Genomic DNA, 21329 nt, shown 5'->3' with positions numbered 1-21329 from the left:
GGGGGCGCCCCCCCCCCCGGCCGGGCCCACGCCGCGCGTAAAACGACGATGGCGAGGCGGTTCGCGCTTTCCGCGAACATGCCTCGCCATCGACATCGTGCGCCGCCAGGGACTCGAACCCCGGACCCGCTGATGCTGCATTGCCCCGGGGGATAACCCCCGGACCCCCAGCCGTTCCTGCTGCCCGGGTGAGAATCGGGTACTGGCGAGGGCCCGCCTCATTGGCGAAGGCCCCCCGCGTCTGCGAGGGGCCTTCCCTGTCTGTGCGCCGCCAGGGACTCGAACCCCGGACCCGCTGATGCTGCATTGCCGCGGGGGATAACCCCCGGACCCCCAGCCGTTCCTGCTGCCCGGGTGAGAATGGGCTACTGGTGAGGACCCGCCTCATTGGCGAAGGCCCCCCGCGTCTGCGAGGGGCCTTCCCTGTCTGTGCGCCGCCAGGGACTCGAACCCCGGACCCGCTGATTAAGAGTCAGCTGCTCTAACCAACTGAGCTAGCGGCGCCTGCTGACGTCGTAACTCTACCGGACCCCGGAGGGTGCTCCAGACCACCCCGGTCGGGCGCGGGCGGGGCCGTACGTCATTCGGACCGTCAGAATGCGCGTCCGGAAGACAGTTGGGAAACTGATCGATGTGCATGAACGCGGTCATTTCCGTCCCGGGTGTGAGGGGAATCGCATGGAGACTCCGGTATTCGAGGAATTCGATCCCGCGAGCGACTGCGACTGCCCCGGATGCGCCCACCGGCGCGCGGCCCTGCGGCACTCGACGTCGGCGCGGACGGCCCGGCATCCGGCAGCCCGCCCCTTCGTGATCGTCGCCGCCGCCTCCGCCGCCCTCGGCGCCGGGCACGCGGCACCGGCGGTCGCGGCTGAACACGTACCCCCTGGTCCCGGCGTCCCCGCAGGTGACGAACCCCAGACCCCGCAGGGGAGCAAGGCCCCCTTGCACGGCCCGGGGGGCAGGCCCGCGCGCCCGCAGAGCGCCGTAGGGGTGCCCACCACCACCCGTACGGAGATCATCAACCGGGCCAAGACCTGGGTCGCGGCCGAGGTGCCGTACAGCATGGACGACTACTGGACGGACGGTTACCGGCAGGACTGCTCCGGCTTCGTCTCCATGGCCTGGGGACTGCCCGGGAACGAATGGACCGGCAGCCTCGACAAGTACGGGGTGCGCATTTCCAAGGAGGATCTGCAGCCCGGCGACATTCTGCTGTTCCACAATCCCGCCAACCCCGAGAAAGGCTCGCACGTCGTCATTTTCGGCGGCTGGACGGACTACACCCACACCTACTACATCGCCTACGAGGAGACTCCCCCGGGCGCCCGCCGCCAGGCCACGCCGTACGCCTACTGGAGCCACTCGGACCAGTACGTGCCCTACCGGTACAAGGGGCTGGGGGCGGACGCGGCGGGCCCGACGCAGAGCACACCCACTACGCCCAGCACACCGAGCACGCCCAGTACGCCGAGCAGGCCCAGCACCCCGAGTGCGCCGGCCGCCGGGGGAAGTGCCACCGCGTTTCCCGGGGCCGCGTTCTTCGGGCCGGGCTCGGACAACCCCTACGTCACCCGGCTGGGGCAGATGCTCGTGGCGCGCGGCGGCGCCCGGTTCTACGCCACCGGTCCGGGGCCGCGCTGGTCGGAGGCGGATCTGCGGGCCACCGTCGCCTTCCAGCTGGCCCAGGGCTGGACGGGCGCGGACGCCGACGGACTGCCGGGACCGCAGACCTGGGACATGCTGGTGACCGGCAAGGGCAAGGACATCCCGGCGGCCACGGGCGGCATCGCCACGGGTGGCACGGCGACCGGTGGGGTCACGGGCGGCGGGACGGTGACCGGCGGGGCGGCCGGCGCACCCGGCGCGCCCGCCTCCCACGGAGTGCCCGGCTATCCCGGGCGCGGGATGTTCCGGCCCGGGGCGGACAACAAGTACGTCACCCAGCTCGGCCGGCAGCTGGTGAAGAAAGGGTTCAGCAAGTACTACACGACCGGTCCCGGTCCGCGCTGGGGCGAGGCGGACCGCCGTAACGTCGAGGCCTTCCAGCGCGCCCAGGGCTGGCGGGGCGGCGCGGCGGACGGCTATCCGGGGCCGGAGACCTGGCGGCGGCTCTTCTCGTAAGTCCCGTAGGGCAACGGGTTCTTCTCGGGGCGCAGCCGCTTCCCCTCGAGGGCAACCGATCGAACCAACCCACTGTCATGACGCATCTGGCGCGGAGGCTGGAGGCACGCATGAGCACGACGACCACTTCACAGACACCCGAGTCCGAGGGACCGGCCAGACCCGGCCGGCTCATCCAGAACGAGTCGACCATGGAGATCCCCGTCCATCTGCTCTTCCGCGACGACCCCGACCCGGCGCCGGTCCCGGCCCGACCGGCGGTCGTCGGCCGTCGGCAGGGCACCGGCGAGCAGCCGCGCCTGCGACGCCCCCTTCCGACGAAGGCTCGTCCCGCGGTCCAGGTCGACCCCGAACTGGTCGAGCGGCGGGCGAGGGTGCTGCCCGGGGTGGTGGGGCTGCTCGCCGGGGCGTGCGGGGTGGCCGGGTGCGCGGTGACCTCCTGGTGGGCGGGGGTCGTGCCGCCGCTCGCGATGGAGGCGCTGCGGCTTCCGGCGCACGCGGGGGCGGGGCTCGGGCCCGTCGAGTGGGCCGCCTACGCGGGGGCCGGTGCTCTCGGGCTGTTCGGTTTCGGTGGGCTCGCCCGGGGGCGGACCGGGCGGGCCTGGGTGCTCGGTCTGTTCGGGCGGTACCGGGGGACGGTCCGGCGTACCGGGCTGATGTGGGTCAACCCGCTGCTGCTGCGCCGCCGGGTGGATGTACGGCTGCGGCATTGGCGGAGCGAGCCGATCCCGGCGGCCGACGGGAACGGGGTCGCGCTCAGGGTGGCCGTGCTGGTGGTGTGGCGGGTGCGGGACACCGCGCGGGCGGTGCTGGGCGTCGAGGACCACGAGACCTATCTGCGCGAGTGCGTGGAGGCGGGGCTGGCGCGGGTGCCGGTGGAGCTGCCGGGCGGCACGCGGGGCTCGGCCGAGGCGGCCGGGGACACGCTGACCCGGCTGGTCGCGGCGGACGCGGCACCGGTCGGGCTCGAGGTGTTCTCCGTCCGGCCGGTGCGCACCGAGTACGCGCCCGAGGTCGCCGCCGCGATGAACCGCCGCCGGATCGCCGCGCTGGACGCCCAGCAGCGGGCCGGCATGCTCGCGTCGGTCGTCGACTCGGTGGAGGACACGGTGACCCGGCTGACCGTGCGGGGGCTGGTGGAGCTGGACGACTACGAACGCAAGGCCCTGGTGAAGGACCTCACGGTGGCGTTCTGCGCGGGGCGCGGGGACCAGGGGCCGTGACCGGTCCGCCGGACGACGGCAGCCGCTATGGGCCGTAACCCCACCCAGCATTGGTATGGACATGCTCAAGGTACGGCAATAATCTGGGGCTTGGTCTAGACCTGCACGTCTCACGGAACTTCCCCCACGTCTCCAGGAGCGGCAGCATGCGCGGAAAGACCAAGTGGTACGCCGCCGCGCTCGGGCTCACCACGGCCGGGGCCTTCGTGCTCTCGGCCGGCAGCGCGAGCAGCCACGGCTACACCGACCTCCCCATCAGCAGGCAGAAGCTCTGCGCCAACGGCACGGTGACGAACTGCGGCGACATCCAGTACGAGCCGCAGAGCGTCGAGGGTCCCAAGGGCTTCCCGGCCGCGGGGCCCGCCGACGGTTCGATCTGTTCCGGCGGCAACGCCCGCTTCTCCCAGCTCGACAAGCCGAAGACCCCGTCCGGCGGCGCCTGGCCCACCACCAGGGTGACGGGCGGTCAGAGCTACACCTTCCGCTGGCAGTTCACGGCCATGCACGCCACGACCGACTTCAAGTACTACGTCACCCGGCAGGGCTGGAACCAGAACCACAACCTGGCCCGCTCCGACCTCAACACCACCCCCTTCCTCACCGTCCCCTACAACGGTCAGCGCCCCCCGGCCACGCTCTCCCACAGCGGCACCCTGCCGTCCGGGCTCAGCGGTCACCATGTGATCGTCGCCGTCTGGACGATCGCGGACACGGGCAACGCGTTCTACGCCTGCTCGGACGTCACGTTCTGAGGTTCTCTTGAGTCCGTGGCCCGGCCGGCGTGGGTAGGTTCCTCCCACGCCGGCCGAACGGGGTCGGCGTACGACCTCGGGGGATGCCATGGAAGCGTTCTTCTATCTCGTGCCCGGGCTCATGATCGCCTTCGCGCTCACCGCCCTGGTCGCACTGCTCCGCCGCGCCCGGCACATCAGCAGCGCCTGGAACAGCGGGCTCACCGCCGAGGCGCGGTGCCTGAACACCTACACCACGACCAGCGGGGGCGGTGAGACCTCCGTGAGCACGACACTGCACCACGTCTACGAGTTCACGACTCGCGAGGGTCGTCCCGTCCGCTTCGAGGAGAGCAACGGGCCGAGCACGACCGTCACCGGTGACGTCGTCATGGTGCGTTACGCGGCCGAGCGTCCGGAGCGGGCCACGGCGAAGCCGCCGGCGCCCGGGCGGCTCGTGGCGGAACAGGGCTGTCTGCTGGCCTTCTTCGGTGTGTTCATCGGCTTCTGTGTCATGTTCATGGTTTCAGTGCACGCGGGCTTCTCCATCATGGACGGCGTACTGCCCTAGCGAAGTCTTGTCATGACGCTCCACATCTGACGATCCGTCAATTACCGTGCGGCTCCATGGACTCCAGGAGGCGCACGGTCGCGGAGCTGGTGGTCGGGCGGTGGGGCGACCACCGTCCGGGGCTGTGGTTCGAGGATCAGGTGCTCACCCATCACGAGGTGGCCGCCGGTGCCGCCGCCCGGGCGGCCCTGCTGGCCGACCTCCTGCCGCCCGGCGCGGAGCCGCATGTGGGCGTGCTGCTCGACAACACCCCCGAATATCCGCTGTGGTTGAGCGCGGCGGCCCTCGCGGGAGCGGCCGTCGCCGGGATCAACCCCACCCGCCGCGGCGCCGAGCTGGCCCGGGACATCCTGCACACCGAGTGCCGCCTCCTGGTCACGAGCCACACCCACCTGCCGCTCCTCAGGGACCTCGAACTCCCCGGAGTACGCCTGCTGTTGACCGACACCGCGGAGTACGCCGACCTGCTCGCGCCCTATGCGGGTGCCGTGCCGGACGTCTCCCGGGCCACGCCCGACGACCGTCTGCTGCTGTACTTCACCTCGGGTTCGACGGGCGCCCCGAAGGCGGCGATCTGCAGTCAGGGCCGGCTGGCCGCCGCCGGGGCCTCGCTGGTCGGGCAGTTCGGGGTGCGGCGCGAGGACGTGCACTACGTCTGCATGCCGATGTTCCACGGCAACGCGGTGATCGCCGACTGGGCGCCCGCGCTGGCGGCCGGGGCCGGGGTGGCGCTCAGGCGGCGGTTCTCGGCGTCCGGGTTCCTGACGGACGTACGGAGGTTCGGGGCGACGTACTTCACCTATGTGGGCCGGGCCGTGCAGTACATCCTGGCCACCGAGGAGCGTGCCGACGACGCCGACAACCCGCTGCGGCTCGGCTTCGGCACCGAGGCGGGGGCGGTGGACGCGGCGGCTTTCCGGCGGCGGTTCGGGGTGCGGCTGGTGGAGGGGTACGGCTCCTCGGAGGGCGGGGCGGCGATCCAGTGGTCGCCGGGGACGCCGGCCGGGGCGGTGGGGAAGGCGGCGCCCGGTCTCGTCGTACTCGATCCGGAGACGGGGCGGGAACGGGCGCCTGCCGTGTTCGACGGGGCGGGGCGGCTGCTGAACGGGGACGAGGCGATAGGGGAGCTGGTCAACCGGGCGTCGAACCCCTTCGAGGGGTACTGGCGCAACCCGGGCGCGGAGGCCGAGCGGCGGCGGGACGGTGCGTACTGGACCGGTGACCTCTTCTACCGGGACACCGACGGCTATCTCTACTTCGCCGGGCGCGCGGACGACCGGATCCGCGTCGACGGGGAGAACCTGGCCGCCGCGATGATCGAGAACATCCTCGCCCGGTACCCGGGCGCGGACGCCGTCGCCGTGTACGCGGTGCCCGATCCGGTGACCGGGGACCAGGTGATGGCGACGATCGCGGGGTCCTTCGAGCCGGCCGGGTTCGCCGAGTTCCTGGCCGCGCAGCCCGACCTCGGCACGAAGATGGCGCCCCGGTTCGTGCGGGTGGTGCAGCGGATGCCGGTCACGGCCACCAACAAGATCCACCGGGCACGGCTACGGAAGGAGGGGGTCCGCTGCGGCGACCCGGTGTGGTGGCGGTCACCGGGGGAGCGGAGCTACCGCCCACTGACCCCGGAGGACGCGAGAGGGCCCCTCGCTCCCACGAGAGGCCCTTCCTGATGGGGTTGCCATCGAAACCGTGCGCCGCCAGGGACTCGAACCCCGGACCCGCTGATGCTGCATTTCCCGGGGGATAACCCCCGGAACCCCAGCCGCTGCTTTGGTGTCCCCGCCTCAATGGCGAAGGCCCCCCGCGTCTGCGAAGGACCTTCACCCACTGTGCGCCGCCAGGGACTCGAACCCCGGACCCGCTGATGCTGCATTTCCCGGGGGATAACCCCCGGACCCCCAGCCGCTGCTTTGGTGTCCCCGCCTCAATGGCGAAGGCCCCCCGCGTCTGCGAAGGACCTTCACCCACTGTGCGCCGCCAGGGACTCGAACCCCGGACCCGCTGATTAAGAGTCAGCTGCTCTAACCAACTGAGCTAGCGGCGCATGACTCTCGTCACCGGCTCGAAGTGTTTCCCACCGGTGACGACGAAGAAAATACTACCTGGTCCCGAGGGGTGCTTCCGACCACCCTCAGATGGCCAGGGAGAGCAGTACCGGTGCCGCGTTCCGGTTCAGGGCGTCCGCGGCCCGGCGGAGGCGGTGGGCGTCCTGGACGGGCAGCGACAGGGCGAGACAGCCGACCGTGGAGCCGGCGGTGATCGGTACGGCGGCACAGACCGTGCCGATCGCGTACTCCTGGAGGTCCAGGTGGGGCACGCTCGGCGGCTGGGACTCCAGGCGGTGCAGCAGGAGCTTGTCGCTGGTGATGGTGCGCGAGGTCAGCCGCGCCATCCTGTGCCGGGACAGATGGTCGCGGCGGCCGTTGACGTCGAGCTGGCCGAGCAGGCTCTTGCCGATCGCGGTGGCGTGGGCGCAGGAGCGGAAGTCGACCCACTCGTTGACGACGGGGGTCGTGGGCCCGTCCGCATACTGGGAGACCCGCACCTCGCCGTCGACGTAGCGGCTGAGGTACACCGCCGCGCCCACCGAGTCGCGCAGCCGGTCCAAGGTGCGCTGGAGCTTGTCGCGCAGCGCCTGCTCATGGCCCTCGGCGGAGCTCAGACGGGTCAGGGCGTCGCCGGTGATGTAGGCGCCGTCGGCGATCTGCTCGACGTAGCCCTCGCGGCGCAGCATCCTCAGGAGGGTGGTCAGCCGCTCCGGGGCGAGGTCGGTGTGCCGGGCGAGTCGTTCGTCGGTGATTCCGGTGGTGTGCCGCGCCACGGTCTCCAGGACGCGCAGGGCGTCCTGGGCCGAGTGGTACGGCGCGGTCGGCTCGTGCTTCAGCGCCACGGTTCCCCCTGCGCTCGTTCACTACTGGGCCGTAATCCGGTCAGCGAATCATTACCACGATAACGGCCAAGAGGCGTGTTGTGAGCGGTTGTTGACGAGATTACGGGGCCCGTGCACGGCGCTCAGCAGGGGCGCAGGCACTCTGGCATATGCCAGCGACATGACCCGCGCCCCGGACCTCGAAGATTGAACCGTGTTCAACTTCCGACGTCAGAGCACCGCGCTCAGAAATTCCCGCGTCCGGTCCTGTTCCGGCTCGCTGAAGATCTTCTCCGGCGGCCCCGACTCGATGACCCGGCCGGAGTCGAACATCAGCACCTGGTCGGAGATGTCCCGGGCGAAGTTCATCTCGTGGGTCACGCAGAGCATGGTGATGTCGGTGGTGCGGGCGATGTCCCGCAGCACGTCCAGGACGCCGGCCACCAGCTCCGGGTCGAGCGCCGAGGTCACCTCGTCCAGCAGCAGCACCCGCGGCCGCATCGCCAGCGCCCGGGCGATCGCCACCCGCTGCTGCTGGCCGCCGGAGAGCTGGGTGGGGCGGGCGCCGGCCTTGTCGGCGAGGCCCACCAGGTCCAGCAGGTCCAGGGCGCGCTGCTCCGCCTCGTCCTTGGACATGCCGAGCACGGTCACCGGCGCCTCGGTGACATTGCGCAGCACGGTCATGTTCGGGAACAGGTTGAACTGCTGGAACACCATCCCGATCTTCTTGCGGACCTCGCGGACCTGCTTCTCGGGCGCCGGGAAGAGCTGCTGACCGTCGACGGTGATGGTGCCCTCGTCGGGCTTGGTCAGCGTCATCAGCAGCCGCAGGATCGTCGTCTTGCCGGAGCCGGACGGGCCGATCAGGGTGACGTGCTTGCCGGAGTCGACGGAGAAGTCCAGCCGGTCCAGGACCGTGTTGTCGCCGAACCGCTTGGTGACCTGCTCGAGCCGGATCAGCTCGCTGCCGTCCACCGGCGGGTTGGCGTGGGCGTCGGGGTCTTTCATCAGAGGGGCGTCAGTGGACAAGGCGTCGCTCCAGAGCTCGCAGAAGAAGGGAGGCCAGATAGGAAATGACGATGAAGGCCACGCCGATCACCGTGAGGGGCTCGGTGAACTGGAAGTGCTGCTGGGAGAAGAGCCGTGCCTGGCCGAGCATCTCCAGCACGGTGATCGCCATCAGCATCGGCGTGTCCTTGAGCATTGCGATGACGTAGTTGCCGAGGGCCGGCACCACCCGGCGGATCGCCTGCGGCAGGATCACGATCTGCCAGGTCCGCAGCCGCGGCAGGTTCAGCGCCGTCGCGGCCTCCCACTGGCCGGCCGGCACGGCCTCGATACCGGCGCGGTAGACCTGCATGGTGTACGTCGAGTAGTGCAGGCCGATGCCGAGGACGCCGGTGGTCAGTGCGGACATCGTCAGGCCCCACTCGGGCATCACGTAGAAGAGGAAGAACAGCTGCACCAGCAGCGGGGTGTTGCGCACGAACTCGGTGACCACCCCGACCGGCCAGCGCACCCAGCGGCTCGGCGTCCGCATCAGCAGCGCCCACACCAGGCCCAGCGCGAACGCGATCAGCGAACCCAGCGCGAGGGCCTGCAGGGTGACGAGCACACCGTCCCAGAAGTGCGGCATGAACTCGCTCACGGCGTTCCAGTCCCACTTCATGACGCACCCCCTCCGACACCGACGCCCGCGCCCACGGGCTCAGCAGCCGTCACCTTGCGCTCGGGCGCCTTGCCGACCCCCGCCTTCAGCTTCTTCTCCAGGCCCCGCATGACCCGGGTGAGCAGGAACGCGATCACGAAGTAGATGAGCAGGACGTACGTGTAGATCTCCGCGCTCTGCTGCAGCGCGAGCCGCACCAGGTTGGCGCTGAACGTCAGATCGCCCATGCCCATGACCGACACCAGCGCGGTGCCCTTGAGCAGTTCGATCAGCAGGTTGGAGAACGGCGGGATCATCTCCGGCACCGCCTGCGGCAGCAGGATCAGCCGCATCCGCTGCCAGGGCGTGAAGCTGAGCGCGATCCCGCCCTCCTTCTGCGCCGGGTCGACCGCGCCGAGCGCGCCGCGCACGATCTCCGAGCCGTAGGCGCCGTAGGTCAGCCCGAGCGCGAGCGTGCCCGCCCACATCGGCACCAGCTGCCAGCCGAAGGCCGGGGGCAGCACGAAGAAGACCCAGAAGATCATGACGAGGGCCGAGGTGCCGCGGAACACCTCGGTGTAGAAGCCCGCGAGGAAGCGGACGATCCACAGCCGGTGGGTGCGCGCGACGCCGACGACGAAGGAGACGGCTGCCGCCAGCAGGCTGCTGAGGACCAGCAGCTGGACGGTGGTCCAGATGCCCTTGAGTACGAGTTCCCACAGTCCGGTGGTCATCCGCTCTTGCCTCCCCCGCACAGCTCCTTGGCGGTCAGGTCGGTCATCTCGTCCCGGGTGAAGCCGAAGGGCCTGAGGATGCGGAAGAGTTCGCCGCTCTTCTTCAGCTTGCGCAGCTCCACGTTGAAGGCGTCCCGCAGCCGGGTCTCGGTCGGCCGGAACGCGAAGGCGCCGCCGTCGACGTGCGGCTTGCCGTCCACGAGCGGCGCGAAGGCCTTGGTGGCCTCGGCCTTGCTCGACTTCTTCACCACCTCGCGGGTGGTGAGCGCCGTACCGGCGAAGACGTCGACACGTCCGGCCTCGACGGCGTTCAGGCCCGCGACCTGGTCCGGGACGATCAGGATGTCGCTCTGCTTGTAACCGGCGTCGACGGCGTACTGGATCTCCGCATAACCGGTGCCGGTGGCGAACCTGGCCTTCTTCGCGACGACGTCCTTGTAGTTGTGAAGACCTTTTGGATTTCCCTTGCGGACGATGAAGGAATCGAGCATCTGATAGTCGGGATCCGCGAAGATCACCTGCTGGCAGCGTTCGGGATTGACGTACATCCCGGCCGCCACGACATCGAACTGCTGGGAATTCAGACCGGGAATCAGCGAGCCGAACTCGGTGGGCACGGGCTGCACCTTGTCGATGCCCAGCCGCTTGAATATGACTTTGGCCAGCTCCGGTGCCTCACCGGTCAGCTCGCCGTTCTTGTCGATGTATCCGAAGGGGATCTCACCCGCGATTCCCAGCCGCACCACACCGGCGGCGCGGAGCCGTTCGAGCAGGTCACCGCCCTCGACGGTGGACGCGGTGGCCACGCGGCTGCAGCCGGCGGCCCCCAGCGCGCCGAGCGCCGCCACCCCCGCGAGCAGCGACCGGCGCGTGGTCCCGGGGGTTCCTCTGTCGTTTTTGTGATCGTTCTCGTACCCGAAAGGTGGAGCCATGGCGGCGCGGCTACCCGAAGGCATGCGATGTATGCACCATGGATGACATGGCCGACCGTTTCATAGAAGTCTCGCTGGTCAAACGCGGAATCACCTGCACGGCAAAACTGCTGGACGACCGTGCACCTCTCACCTGCGCGGCGGTGTGGGACGCCCTGCCCCTGACGGGTGACGTTTATCACGCGAAATACGCGCGCAACGAGATCTACGCCCTGTTCCCTCCGTTCGCGACATCCGAACCACCCCTGGAAAATCCGACAGTAACCCCCATTCCGGGAGATCTATGCTATTTCTCCTTCGCCGGGACGGAACTCGGCACGAAGGCCTACGGCTACGACCGCGAGGTCCGCGCGGGCACCACGGTCGTCGATCTCGCCCTCTTCTACGAACGCAACAACCTGCTGATCAACGCCGACGTCGGCTGGGTCCCCGGCATCGTCTGGGGCCAGGTCGTTCAGGGCCTGGAGGCGATGGCGGAGGGCTGCAACGACCTGTGGCGGTCGGGGGCGGCAGGGGAGACGCTCAGCTTCCGCCGGGCCTGACCCCGCTCTCCTGCAGCGCGTGGGCGGCCCGCAGCACCAGGTCGTCCCGGTGCCGGGCCGCCACCAGCTGAAGCCCGACCGGGAGGCCGTCCCCGTCCGTGCCGACGGGGACGGTCGCCGCCGACTGCTGGGTCATGTTGAAGGGGTAGGTGAACGGCGTCCAGCCCGTCCAGCGCCGGTGCCCCGAGCCCTTCGGCACCTCGACGCCCGCCTCGAAGGCGGTGATCGGGAGCGTCGGGGTGACCAGCAGGTCGTAGGAGTCGTGGAAGCGGCCCATACGGCGGCCGAGTTCCATGCGGACGTCCACCGCGGCGAGGTAGTCGAGCGCGGAGAAGCGCGCGCCGGCCGCGCGGATCTCTTTCAGCCCCGGGTCGAGCGACTCCCGCTGCCGTGGCGAGAGCTGCTGGGTGACCCGGGCCGCGCCGGAGAACCACAGGGTGTGGAAGGCGTCCACCGGGTCGGCGAAGTCGGGGTCGGCCTCGGTGACGTACGCGCCGAGTTCCGCCAGCCGCTCCACCGCCCGGCGCACCGCGGCGGCCACGGCGGGCTGTACGGCCACCTGCCCGCCCAGGGACGGCGAGTACGCCACCCGCAGCCCCCGCACCCCGCCCGCAAGCCCCGCCGTGAACGACCCGGGCGCCGGTCCCAGTGCCGACCAGTCACGGCTGTCCGGCACGCCGATCACGTCGAGCAGCAGCGCCGCGTCCGCCACGTCCCGGGTCATCGGCCCCACGTGCGCCAGCGTGCCGAAGGCGCTCGCCGGATACAGCGGGACACGGCCGTACGTCGGCTTCAGCGCGAAGATCCCGCAGAACGCGGCCGGGATACGGACACTGCCCCCGCCGTCCGTGCCGAGCGCGAGGGGCCCGGCGCCGAGGGCCACGGCCGCCGCCGCGCCGCCGCTGGAGCCGCCGGCCGTGCGGGACGGGTCGTGCGGGTTGCGGGTCACCCCGGACAGCGGTGAGTCCGTGACGCCCTTCCAGCCGAACTCGGGGGTGGTGGTCTTGCCGATGAACACGGCTCCGTGCTCCCGCAGCCGGGCGACGGACGGAGCGTCCTCGTCCCAACTCCCCTGCTCCAAAATGGTCTTGGACCCCTTGAGGGTGGGTGCGCCCTTCAGCAGGATGATGTCCTTGACGGTCGTCGGGACCCCGTCCACCAGCCCCTTCGGCTCGCCCCGCCGCCATCGCTCCGTCGACTCCCGCGCCTGGGTGAGCGCCTCGTCCCCCAGCAGCCGTACGAAGGCGTTGACCTCCGGCTGGATCCGCTCGGCCCGCTCCAGCGCGGCCCGCGTGGCCTCCTCCGGACTGAACTCGCCCTTGAGGTACCCCTCGACGAGTCGTGCGGCGGTCAGCTCGGTGAGGTCGAGGTCCGTCATCTGCCCTCCATCGCTCGGCGGTTCAGCGTCCGGGTACATACCCCCGTTGCTTGTCGACCACGTTCAGCAGGGGCCGACCGGTCTCCCAGCGCTCGTACAACTCGACGAACTGCGCGCCGAGTTCGTCGCGCCAGCCGACCGTGTCGCCGCTCATGTGCGGGGACACGATCAGGCCCGGGGCCCGCCACAAGGGGCTGTCGGGGGTGAGGGGTTCGTGCTCGAAGACGTCCAGGGCGGCGCCCGCGATCCAGCGCTTGGCGAGGGCGTCCGCCAGGGCCTCCTCGACGACCAGGCCGCCGCGCCCGATGTTGATGAAGCGGGCCGAGGGCTGCATCACGTCGAAGCGGCGGGCGTCGAACATGCCCCGCGTCTGCTCGGTCAGCGGGGCGGCCGCGATCACCCAGTCGGCGCGGGCGATCAGCCGGTCCAGGTCCTCGGGGCCGTGGATGCCGGTGTGCGGGGTGCGCCCGACCAGCGCGGTGGTGATGTCGAGCGCCCTGAGCGTGCGGGCGATCGTCCGGCCGATCGGCCCGGACCCGACCACGCACGCGCGGGTGCCCGCCACCCGCTGGCTCTCCCGGTGCCGCCAGGTCCGCTCCCGCTGCAGCTCCAGCGTCCTCGGCAGGTCCTTGGCCATGGCCAGGACGAGGGCGGCGACGTACTCGGCGATCGGCTGGTCGAAGACGCCCCGCGCGTTGGTGACCACGGTGTCCGAGGCGGCGAGTTCCGGACACATCAGATGATCCACGCCCGCGCTCGCCGTGTGCACCCAGCGCGGCCGCGGCCCCTCGCCCGGCCACGCGGCCCGCACCGCCCGGGACGCGAAGTCCCAGACCAGCAGCACGTCCGCGTGCGGCAGCCGCTCGGCCAGCGTCGAGGAGTCGGCGTGCTCGACACGGGCGCGACCCGTGAGGCGCCCGAGGCGGGGGAGAGGATCGGCGTCCAGGACGAGGACGGTGGGGACGGTCATGCGCGAGGACTCGATTCCGGAGCGGGGCGGCCGTCTGACATGCGAGGTTTGACCACGCTCGCACCCGAACCTACCTTCGTCAACACGGGCGTACGCACGGTCCGTTGCTCACCCCTTTCTCACAGTGAGGGCGGTGCCCGTCATGGACGTGTCCTTCCTGGGTGGTCCCCGGCCGCAGCGCGGTGTCGGAGTCGTCGCCCCGTTCGACTTCGCCCTGGACCGCGAGCTGTGGCGCTGGGTCCCCGACGAGGTGTCGCTGCACCTCACCCGCACCCCGTACGTCCCGGTCGAGGTCAGCCTCGACCTGGCCCGGCTGGTCAGCGAACACCAGACGCTGGACGACGCGGTGCGCACCCTCACCGCGATCACCCCCGAGGTCGTCGCCTACGCCTGCACCTCCGGCAGCTTCGTCGGCGGGATGGCCGGGGAGCGGGCGATGTGCGCGGCGATGACCCGGGCCGGCGCGGTCCCATCGGTCACCACCTCGGGCGCGCTCCTTCAGGCCCTGGCGGCGCTCGGCGCGCGACGGGTCGCGCTGGTCACGCCGTACACCGGGTCCGTCACCCGCGCGCTGGAGGAGTACCTCGCCGAGGCGGGGGCCGAGGTCACCGGGTGCGCGTACATGGGCCTGACCCGGCACATCTGGAAGGTGCCGTACCGGGACGTGGTCGCCATGGCGCACCGGGCGGCCCGGCGCGCCGCCGACGTGCTGTTCATCAGCTGCACCAACCTGCCGACCTACGACGTCATCCCGCAACTGGAGGCCGAACTGCGCATTCCGGTCATCTCGGCCAACCAGGTGACCATGTGGGCCGCGCTGGCCCGAATGGGTACCCGGGCGGTGGGACCGTATCAGGCGCTGATCGATCCGGCGGCGCGCTCCGGTCCCGTGGTGCCGGAACTCCCGGACGGTGAACAGCAGCAGGAAGGCAGGTCATGACCGCACTCGGATTCCTCTACCCGGGGCACTCCGCCGAGGACGACTACCCGCGCATCGAGCAGCTGCTCGGCAGCGACATCCGCCTCGACGTCGTCCACACCGACATCGGTACGGACGCCCACCGGGTGGACGCCCTGCGGGAGATGGGCTCGGCCGAGCGGCTGGCGGCGGGCGTCGACGAACTGCGCATGGTGGGCGCCGAGTCGGTCGTCTGGGCGTGCACCAGCGGCAGCTTCGTATACGGCTGGGAGGGCGCCCACGAGCAGGTGCGCACCCTCGCCGTCACGGCCGGGATGCCGGCCTCCTCCACGTCCTTCGCCTTCGTGCACGCGCTGCGCGAGCTGGGCGTGCACAAGGTGGCGGTCGGCGCGACCTACCCCGAGGACATCGCGGAACTCTTCGCGGACTTCCTGCGCGCCGGGGGCGTCGAGGTCACCTCCGTCCGGGGCGCCGGCATCGTCACCGCCGCCGAGGTCGCCACCTGGGGCGAGGCGGAGATCCATCTGCTGGCCCGCGAGGCCGACGCCCCGGACGCCGAGGCCCTGCTCCTGCCGGACACGGCCCTGCACACGGCGGCCCACATCCCGGCCCTGGAGAAGGAGCTGGGCAAGCCGGTCCTCACCGCCAACCAGGTCACCGTCTGGGAGGGCCTGCGCCTGGCGGACCGCCGGGTGAACGCGCCGATGATGGGGTCGCTGTTCACCAGGGAGCCGCTCGTGCAGGTGTGAGCGACCCTCGCTGATCGTCGGGGTCGCCGGGAATAAACCGGAGACCGCCTCCTGTTGGCCGTGCGGGCATACCGCGTCGCACCAACAGGAGGCACCCACCGTGACGGCAGACGAGATCCGGGGCACCGTACAGGGCACCGCCCCCGTCCCCCTCTCCGTACTGGACCTGGTCACCGTCGGCGCGGGCAGTACCGCCACCGACGCGCTGCGCACCAGCGTCGAGCTGTCCCGGTACGCCGAGTCCCGCGGTTTCCACCGCTACTGGGTCGCCGAGCACCACTCCATGCCGGGTGTGGCCTCCTCCTCCCCGGCGGTGATCCTCGCCCACCTCGCCGCCCACACCGACCGCATCCGCCTCGGCTCCGGCGGCGTGATGCTGCCCAACCACGCGCCCCTGGTGATCGCCGAGCAGTTCGGCACCCTGGAGGCGCTGGCGCCGGGCCGCGTCGACCTGGGCCTCGGCCGCGCCCCCGGCACCGACGGCGCCACGGCCGCCGCCCTGCGCCGCACCGAGCGGCTCAACGAGGGCGCCGACGACTTCCCCGAGCAGCTCGCCGAACTGACCCGCTTCCTGGACGACGACTTCCCGGACGGCCACCCCTACCGCCGCATCCACGCCGTGCCCGGTCCCGTGCAGGCCACCTCCCCCGGCGGTGTCCAGTCCCCGCACCGGCCGCCGATCTGGCTGCTGGGCTCCTCCGGCTTCAGCGCCCGCCTGGCCGGCGTCCTCGGCCTGCCCTTCGCCTTCGCGCACCACTTCTCCGCCCAGAACACCGTCCCGGCCCTGGAGCTGTACCGGGAGTCCTTCCGCCCCTCCGACGTCCTGGACGAGCCCTACGCCCTCATCGGCGTCTCCGTCCTCGCCACGGACGACCCGGGGGAGGCCCGCCGCCAGACCCGCGCGATGGCCCTGAACATGATCCGTCTGCGCACCGGCCGGCCGGGCCTGTTCCCCGACCCGGACGAGGCGGAGAAGCACGAGTTCAGCCCGTACGAGGAGGAGTTCGTCACCTCCTGGACGTCCAACATCGAGCACGGCACGGCCGACGAGGTCGTCGCCGGTCTGGACGCCCTCCACAAGCGCACCGGAGCCGACGAGTTGATGCTCACCTCGCACGCCCACCGCGGCGAGGTGCGGCTGCGCTCCTACGAACTCATCGCGGACGCCTACGGGTTGCCGACCGCCTCGGCCTGAGTCCCCATCAACTCGCCGATCCGCTCGGGCGACACCGGCCGTGAGTACAGCCAGCCCTGGCCGGTGTCGCAGCCGATGCGGCGCAGCCGGGTCGCCTGGGCCGAGGTCTCCACGCACTCCGCGGTCACCGTCAGGCCCAGCCGGTGGGCGAGTTGGATCATCGCCTCGACGACGACCTCGTCGGCCGGGTTGGGCGCGACCGCACCTTCCTTGTCGCCCTCGTACTGGAAGCCGCGGACGAAGGAGCCGTCCAGCTTCAGCACGGACACCGGCAGACGGCTGAGATAGGCCAGGTTGGAGTAGCCGGTGCCGAAGTCGTCGATGGCGATGCGGACGCCCATGGCGCTGAGCGCCTGCAGGGCCTGCAGCGGACGGCCCGCGGAGCCCATCACGGCCGACTCGGTCAGCTCCAGCTGCAGCAGCCCCGGTGCGAGGTCCGTCTCCGCGAGGGTCTGGGCGACGTCCGCAACCAGGTCGGAGTCCCAGACCTGGCGGACGGCCACGTTGACGCTGACGAACAGCGGCGGGTCCTCGGGGTGGTCGAGCTGCCAGCGCCGGGCCTGGCGGCAGGCCGTGCGCAGCACCCACAGGCCGAGCGGCACGATCGAGCCGTCCTCCTCGGCCAGTCCGATGAACCGATTCGGCGTCAGGACACCGAACTGCGGGTGGTTCCAACGGACCAGCGCCTCCACGCCGTTGACCCGCCCGTCCTCCATGCCCACCAGCGGCTGGTACTCCAGCACGAACTCACCGCGCTCGATGGCGGGGCGGAGATGGGAGGCGAGGGCCTGACGGGTCATGCGGTGGGCGTTGCGCTCCGGGTCGAACAGCGTCCAGCGGGCCTTGCCGTCGGCCTTGGCCCAGTAGAGGGTGGTGTCGGCCGCCTGCATCAGGGCGGTCGGGGTGGTGCCGGCCGCGTGCCGCTCCACGACCCCGATCGAGGCCGACACCGACAGCCGCTGACCGGCGAGGTCGAAGGGCGCCTGGACCGCCTTCAGGACGGACTCGGCGAGGTCGGCGAGCTGCTCGGTACCCGTCGAGTCCTCGACCAGCAGGGCGAATTCGTCGCCGCCGAGTCTGGCCACCAGCGGTGCGCTCGCTCTGGCGTACCCGGCCTCGTCGGCGCACCGCGTCAGCCGTTCGGCGACGGCGGCCAGCAGCCGGTCGCCGATGCGGTGGCCGAGGGTGTCGTTGATGGCCTTGAAGCCGTCCAGGTCCAGATAGCACAGGCCGATCCGCCCGGTGCCGCTCTCCTCGTACGACCCCGCCTCCAGCGCGGCCGTCAGCCGCTCGAAGAACAGGGTGCGGTTGGGCAGCCGGGTCACCGGGTCGTGCATCTGCAAGTGCCGCAGCCTGCCCTGGAGTTCACGCTGCGCGCTGATGTCGGTCACGGACAGCAGGACACCGTCCTCGCCGGCCGGCAGCGGGGCGACCGTGACCTGGACCCAGACGGACTGGCCGTCGGGGTGCTTCATGCGCCGGGTGCAGCGCAGCCGGGCCTCGCGGCCGCGCAGCACCTCGCGATAGGCGTGCCAGGTACGGGCGTCGGAGGCCAGGTCCACCAGATCGGCGGCGGCCTTGCCGGTCAGCGCGTCCGGCGGGCTGCCGAGCAGCGCGCCGAACCCGTCGTTGGCGGTGACCACCAGGCCCTCGCGGTCGACGACCGCCATGGCGACGGAGGCGGTCCTGAAGACGGACCGATAGATGCTGTCACTCTCTGTTACGGCGCCCCGGTCGAGGTCTGCCGCAGGCGCCGGCCCTTCGGACGTTCCGCTCACCGCTAGCTCCCGCAGTGCACTCGATCTCTGTCCGTGCAGGAAAGTGTGCCGATCATAGAGGCAGACCCAAGGGCCTTCCAGCCACTGTCCAGTGTCCCGGATCCAGCGGCACTTCTGACAGATCGTTTCTGCCCGCAGCTGGACGGGTTCATGGGTGCTGAGACCACTTGTGACGTTCCGTGAGCGATTCGGGGGTGTCGGATCTGAGGATCCGTCGGCCGGCTCACTCATCTGGGGCAGGCAAACAGGGCGTAGTACGACAAATATGCACAGGCTGGGTGCGGTGTCCCGTGTACCGCTCCCGGAGGTCCCTGTGCCGCGTCAGTTCCCCTTCTTGGCTCCCTCCAAGGGTTTCCGGGGCCCCCGACTGCGCAGCACCGCCGCCGTGTGCACCACCCTGTCCGCGCTCGCCGCGACCTCCCTGATCACCGGGCCGTCGGTCGCCGAGCCCTTCTCGTCGGTGCCGTGCGCCCTGCAGCGCACCGAGGCCCACCACTCCGAGGGCCTCGACACCTGGAACGCCGCCTATCCGCGCCCGACCCGCACGCTGAACGCGGTGATGGTCTTCCTGTCCTTCCCCGGCTCGGCCCCGCGCACCACGCCGGCCCAGCTGACCGCCGACCACTTCCCGGCCACCACCCGTTTCTACGAGCGCGCCTCCTACGGCAGGTTCACCCTGCGCCCGCACCCCCTGAAGCGCTGGATCCGCATGCCGCACCCGGCGACCTCGTACGCCATACAGCGCGACTGGAACCCCGATCGCCGCGCCGCCTATCTGCGCGACGCGCTCGCCGTCGCCGACCCGCGCGTCGACTTCTCCCGCTTCGACGTCGTCTACTTCGTCGCCGACCCGGACGCGCCCGGCGTGGACTCGGACGCCACGAAGGTCGTCAACCTGGACGTCCCGCTGCGGGCGGACGGCCGGGACATCCGCCGTGTCGTCACGGTCTTCGAGAAGCATCCGCCGGACCGGCTGGTCCTCGCCCACGAGACCGGCCACGTCTTCGACCTGCCGGACCTCTACCACCGGCCGGTCGACGGCAAGGGCGACTGGGACACGTACGTCGGCGACTGGGACCTGATGGGCAGCCAGTTCGGACTGTCCCCGGACCTGTTCGGCTGGCACAAGTGGAAGCTGGGGTGGCTGGAGCCGCGTCAGGTGGTGTGCGTACGGGAGTCCGGCACCACCCTGCTGACGCTGGAGCCGCTGGACGCGGCGCCGGGACCGCCGGTCACGGGAGCCGCCGGGCCGCCCGCCTTCGGGCTCGGGCGGGGCACCAAGCTCGCGGTCCTGCGGACCGGTCCCGACAGCGTGCTCGCCTTCGAGGCGCGCGAGCCGGCCGGCAACGACACGACGACCTGCCGCTCCGGCATCCTCGTCTACCGCGTCCGCAGCGGCGCCCCCTCCGGCGACGGCCCCATCCAGGTGATCGACGCCCACCCCCACACCGAGGCCTGCTGGGAGAACTCCGTCTACCCACCCCTGGCCGACGCCCCGGTCGCCCTCGGCGAGGGCTTCACGATCCCGGGTACCAAGGTCCGCGTCCAGGCGGAGGGGCGGACGGTCGCGGGGGAGTGGACGGTGAAGATCACGGACGGGTAGCTCTCGGCGGACTGCCGCTGGGCCGACGCTGCCGGGGGGTGTGGGTGGCGGAGCCCCCACAACGCGCGGCGAAGCCGCGCAGACACGACGATGGCGAGGCCGTTCGCGCTTTCTGCGAACATGCCTCGCCATCGACATCGTGCGCCGCCAGGGACTCGAACCCCGGACCCGCTGATTAAGAGTCAGCTGCTCTAACCAACTGAGCTAGCGGCGCCTGCTGACGTCGTAGACCTTAGCATCCTGATCGGTGGGAGGAAAAATCGATATGCGGACGGCGGCTCGCGCCGCCCTTACCGCAGCCCAGAGCACGATTTCGGGGCCCGGCAGCCAGGGGCGGCGGGTGTCGGGGGCGACCAGCCAGCGGGAGGTCGAGGAGGCGGCGGTGCCCAGCGGGGCCGGTACGGTCACCGCGTCGCCGGGGCCGTGACACAGCAGCGGCGGGATCGCGCCCGTACGGCCGAACTCCTCCCAGCCCAGCAGCGACGGCAGCCGCTGGGCCGTGCCCGGCGCGGCGAACAGCAGCATGCGGCCCCGGAAGGTCGCGACCGGGCCGGAGCCCGGCCCCTCGTCCCACAGCCGGTCGACCATCCGGCGCCCGAAGACCGCGGGCGCGTTGACGACGTCGAAGACGGAGCCGCAGGCGAGGACCACCGGGGCGTGGGGGCGCTCCTCCCAGAGGGCGAGCGTGCTGCGCGGATACGTTCCGGCGGAGGCGAGCCAGGCGGCTCCGTCCGGGGTGACCCCGCAGGCGTCGAGGCCGTCGGAGAACGGGTCGATGCGTTCACTGCTCATGGAGCACATGTCTACCGGCTGTGAACGCGTGGTTTCCGAGGGTTGCCGGAATCCGGGACAGCGGCGGGCGGATGCGGGTATCTTGCCCGCCTGGCATATGCCAATCCGAAGCGATCCGTATTCAGACTGCTCAGACGGGGTCGGCGGACCCGGCGCCCTCGACCCCGCGCATCAGGTCCCGGCCGAACTCGACCATCTTCTTGGCGTAGTCCTCGGTCCACTCGGCCCGCTCCGCGATGTCCGCCGGCGTCAGCCGGTCGAAGCGGCGCGGGTCGGCGAGCTGCGCTGCCGCCATCGCCTGGAACTCCACGGCCCGGTCGGCCGCCGCGCGGAACGCCTGCGCCAGCTCCGTCGAGCGGGCCAGCAGGGCGCGGGGGTCGTCGATGGACTCCAGGTCGAAGAAGTGCTCCGGATCGGCGGCCGCCTCGGCGGGCTCGAAGAGCAGGGGCGCGGGGCGCAGCCGCGGTTCGTTCCGACGCGGCGTCTGCTCCGCCATGTCTTCTCCTCCTCGTACGTCGCGGAAGACCCTCCTGTGCACGGGCCACCGTCCATTGTCCCGCGCCCA

At 71.1% G+C, this 21329-nt stretch carries 20 protein-coding genes and 3 tRNA genes; 10 read left to right on the top strand and 13 right to left on the bottom strand.

What is annotated here, in order from left to right:
* Nucleotides 1-430: 430 nt before the first annotated feature.
* Nucleotides 431-504 (bottom strand) — tRNA-Lys (locus ABZZ74_RS21125).
* A gap of 174 nt (nucleotides 505-678) precedes the next feature.
* Here ABZZ74_RS21125 and ABZZ74_RS21120 point away from each other — a divergent pair.
* The 5 genes from ABZZ74_RS21120 to ABZZ74_RS21100 all read left to right on the top strand — a co-directional run bounded on the left by ABZZ74_RS21120 (nucleotide 679) and on the right by ABZZ74_RS21100 (nucleotide 6325).
* A complete protein-coding gene (locus ABZZ74_RS21120; RefSeq protein ID WP_356767040.1) occupies nucleotides 679-2124 on the top strand; it encodes a peptidoglycan-binding protein in 1446 nt (481 codons plus the stop codon).
* Between the two features lie 110 nt (nucleotides 2125-2234).
* Nucleotides 2235-3347, top strand: a complete 1113-nt coding sequence (locus ABZZ74_RS21115; protein ID WP_356767038.1) for an SPFH domain-containing protein — start codon at nucleotides 2235-2237, stop codon at nucleotides 3345-3347.
* A 146-nt stretch (nucleotides 3348-3493) separates the two neighbouring features.
* Complete coding sequence (locus ABZZ74_RS21110; protein ID WP_208785925.1) at nucleotides 3494-4099, top strand: lytic polysaccharide monooxygenase; 606 nt, start codon at nucleotides 3494-3496, stop codon at nucleotides 4097-4099.
* An 88-nt stretch (nucleotides 4100-4187) separates the two neighbouring features.
* A complete protein-coding gene (locus tag ABZZ74_RS21105) occupies nucleotides 4188-4649 on the top strand; it encodes a DUF3592 domain-containing protein (protein ID WP_356767036.1) in 462 nt (153 codons plus the stop codon).
* 56 nt (nucleotides 4650-4705) lie between these two features.
* Nucleotides 4706-6325, top strand: a complete 1620-nt coding sequence (locus ABZZ74_RS21100; RefSeq protein ID WP_356767034.1) for a long-chain-fatty-acid--CoA ligase — start codon at nucleotides 4706-4708, stop codon at nucleotides 6323-6325.
* A 300-nt stretch (nucleotides 6326-6625) separates the two neighbouring features.
* On the opposite strand, the gene ABZZ74_RS21095 is transcribed toward ABZZ74_RS21100, so the two are convergent.
* The 6 genes from ABZZ74_RS21095 to ehuB all read right to left on the bottom strand — a co-directional run bounded on the left by ABZZ74_RS21095 (nucleotide 6626) and on the right by ehuB (nucleotide 10838).
* Nucleotides 6626-6699 (bottom strand) — tRNA-Lys (locus ABZZ74_RS21095).
* A gap of 87 nt (nucleotides 6700-6786) precedes the next feature.
* On the bottom strand, nucleotides 6787-7545 hold the full coding sequence (locus tag ABZZ74_RS21090) for an IclR family transcriptional regulator C-terminal domain-containing protein (protein WP_356767032.1): 759 nt from the start codon (nucleotides 7543-7545) through the stop codon (nucleotides 6787-6789).
* Between the two features lie 210 nt (nucleotides 7546-7755).
* The gene (gene ehuA / locus ABZZ74_RS21085) at nucleotides 7756-8532 is read right to left on the bottom strand and encodes an ectoine/hydroxyectoine ABC transporter ATP-binding protein EhuA (RefSeq protein WP_356767030.1); all 777 of its coding nucleotides are present in this window, start codon (nucleotides 8530-8532) and stop codon (nucleotides 7756-7758) included.
* Nucleotides 8533-8542: 10 nt separating this feature from the next.
* Complete coding sequence (ehuD, locus tag ABZZ74_RS21080) at nucleotides 8543-9193, bottom strand: ectoine/hydroxyectoine ABC transporter permease subunit EhuD (protein ID WP_133046388.1); 651 nt, start codon at nucleotides 9191-9193, stop codon at nucleotides 8543-8545.
* Complete coding sequence (ehuC, locus tag ABZZ74_RS21075) at nucleotides 9190-9906, bottom strand: ectoine/hydroxyectoine ABC transporter permease subunit EhuC (protein WP_356767028.1); 717 nt, start codon at nucleotides 9904-9906, stop codon at nucleotides 9190-9192. Before ehuC ends, ehuD begins: the two co-directional genes overlap by 4 nt.
* Nucleotides 9903-10838: an ectoine/hydroxyectoine ABC transporter substrate-binding protein EhuB gene (ehuB, locus tag ABZZ74_RS21070; RefSeq protein ID WP_356767026.1), complete on the bottom strand. Its 936-nt coding sequence runs from the start codon at nucleotides 10836-10838 to the stop codon at nucleotides 9903-9905. The genes ehuC and ehuB overlap by 4 nt, the downstream gene beginning before the upstream one ends.
* 47 nt (nucleotides 10839-10885) lie before the next feature.
* On the opposite strand from ehuB, the gene ABZZ74_RS21065 reads away from it, so the two are divergent.
* Complete coding sequence (locus ABZZ74_RS21065; RefSeq protein WP_356767024.1) at nucleotides 10886-11380, top strand: DUF3830 family protein; 495 nt, start codon at nucleotides 10886-10888, stop codon at nucleotides 11378-11380.
* Here ABZZ74_RS21065 and ABZZ74_RS21060 read toward each other — a convergent pair.
* Both ABZZ74_RS21060 and ABZZ74_RS21055 read right to left on the bottom strand, forming a co-directional pair.
* Nucleotides 11361-12758, bottom strand: coding sequence for an amidase (locus ABZZ74_RS21060; RefSeq protein ID WP_356767022.1), 1398 nt, complete (start codon nucleotides 12756-12758; stop codon nucleotides 11361-11363). The genes ABZZ74_RS21065 and ABZZ74_RS21060 overlap by 20 nt on opposite strands.
* 22 nt (nucleotides 12759-12780) lie before the next feature.
* Nucleotides 12781-13728 (bottom strand): D-2-hydroxyacid dehydrogenase, encoded by a 948-nt coding sequence (locus tag ABZZ74_RS21055; RefSeq protein WP_356767020.1) that lies wholly within the window; start codon nucleotides 13726-13728, stop codon nucleotides 12781-12783.
* 142 nt (nucleotides 13729-13870) lie between these two features.
* Here ABZZ74_RS21055 and ABZZ74_RS21050 point away from each other — a divergent pair, with 142 nt between their 5' ends.
* The 3 genes from ABZZ74_RS21050 (at nucleotide 13871) to ABZZ74_RS21040 (ending at nucleotide 16591) form a co-directional block, all read left to right on the top strand.
* A complete protein-coding gene (locus tag ABZZ74_RS21050; protein ID WP_356767051.1) occupies nucleotides 13871-14668 on the top strand; it encodes an aspartate/glutamate racemase family protein in 798 nt (265 codons plus the stop codon).
* On the top strand, nucleotides 14665-15396 hold the full coding sequence (locus ABZZ74_RS21045) for a decarboxylase (RefSeq protein ID WP_356767018.1): 732 nt from the start codon (nucleotides 14665-14667) through the stop codon (nucleotides 15394-15396). Before ABZZ74_RS21050 ends, ABZZ74_RS21045 begins: the two co-directional genes overlap by 4 nt.
* A gap of 100 nt (nucleotides 15397-15496) precedes the next feature.
* Complete coding sequence (locus tag ABZZ74_RS21040; protein WP_356767016.1) at nucleotides 15497-16591, top strand: LLM class flavin-dependent oxidoreductase; 1095 nt, start codon at nucleotides 15497-15499, stop codon at nucleotides 16589-16591.
* Here the strand turns inward: ABZZ74_RS21040 and ABZZ74_RS21035 are convergent.
* The gene (locus tag ABZZ74_RS21035) at nucleotides 16564-18369 is read right to left on the bottom strand and encodes an EAL domain-containing protein (RefSeq protein WP_356767014.1); all 1806 of its coding nucleotides are present in this window, start codon (nucleotides 18367-18369) and stop codon (nucleotides 16564-16566) included. The two genes, ABZZ74_RS21040 and ABZZ74_RS21035, sit on opposite strands and share 28 nt — an antisense overlap.
* Before the next feature lie 283 nt (nucleotides 18370-18652).
* On the opposite strand from ABZZ74_RS21035, the gene ABZZ74_RS21030 reads away from it, so the two are divergent.
* A complete protein-coding gene (locus ABZZ74_RS21030; RefSeq protein WP_356767012.1) occupies nucleotides 18653-19972 on the top strand; it encodes a M6 family metalloprotease domain-containing protein in 1320 nt (439 codons plus the stop codon).
* 140 nt (nucleotides 19973-20112) lie between these two features.
* Here ABZZ74_RS21030 and ABZZ74_RS21025 read toward each other — a convergent pair.
* The 3 genes from ABZZ74_RS21025 to ABZZ74_RS21015 all read right to left on the bottom strand — a co-directional run bounded on the left by ABZZ74_RS21025 (nucleotide 20113) and on the right by ABZZ74_RS21015 (nucleotide 21260).
* Nucleotides 20113-20186, bottom strand: a tRNA-Lys gene (locus ABZZ74_RS21025).
* The gene (locus ABZZ74_RS21020) at nucleotides 20177-20764 is read right to left on the bottom strand and encodes a bifunctional DNA primase/polymerase (protein WP_356767010.1); all 588 of its coding nucleotides are present in this window, start codon (nucleotides 20762-20764) and stop codon (nucleotides 20177-20179) included. Before ABZZ74_RS21020 ends, ABZZ74_RS21025 begins: the two co-directional genes overlap by 10 nt.
* A gap of 130 nt (nucleotides 20765-20894) precedes the next feature.
* Nucleotides 20895-21260, bottom strand: coding sequence for a hypothetical protein (locus ABZZ74_RS21015; RefSeq protein ID WP_133046399.1), 366 nt, complete (start codon nucleotides 21258-21260; stop codon nucleotides 20895-20897).
* Nucleotides 21261-21329: the final 69 nt, after the last annotated feature.

The sequence above is a fragment of the Streptomyces sp. NPDC006476 genome (genome assembly GCF_040612015.1).
Lineage (GTDB): Bacteria > Actinomycetota > Actinomycetes > Streptomycetales > Streptomycetaceae > Streptomyces > Streptomyces griseorubiginosus_B.
Note: the sequence above shows the minus strand (reverse complement) of the source record. Positions and strands in the feature narration are given on the sequence as shown.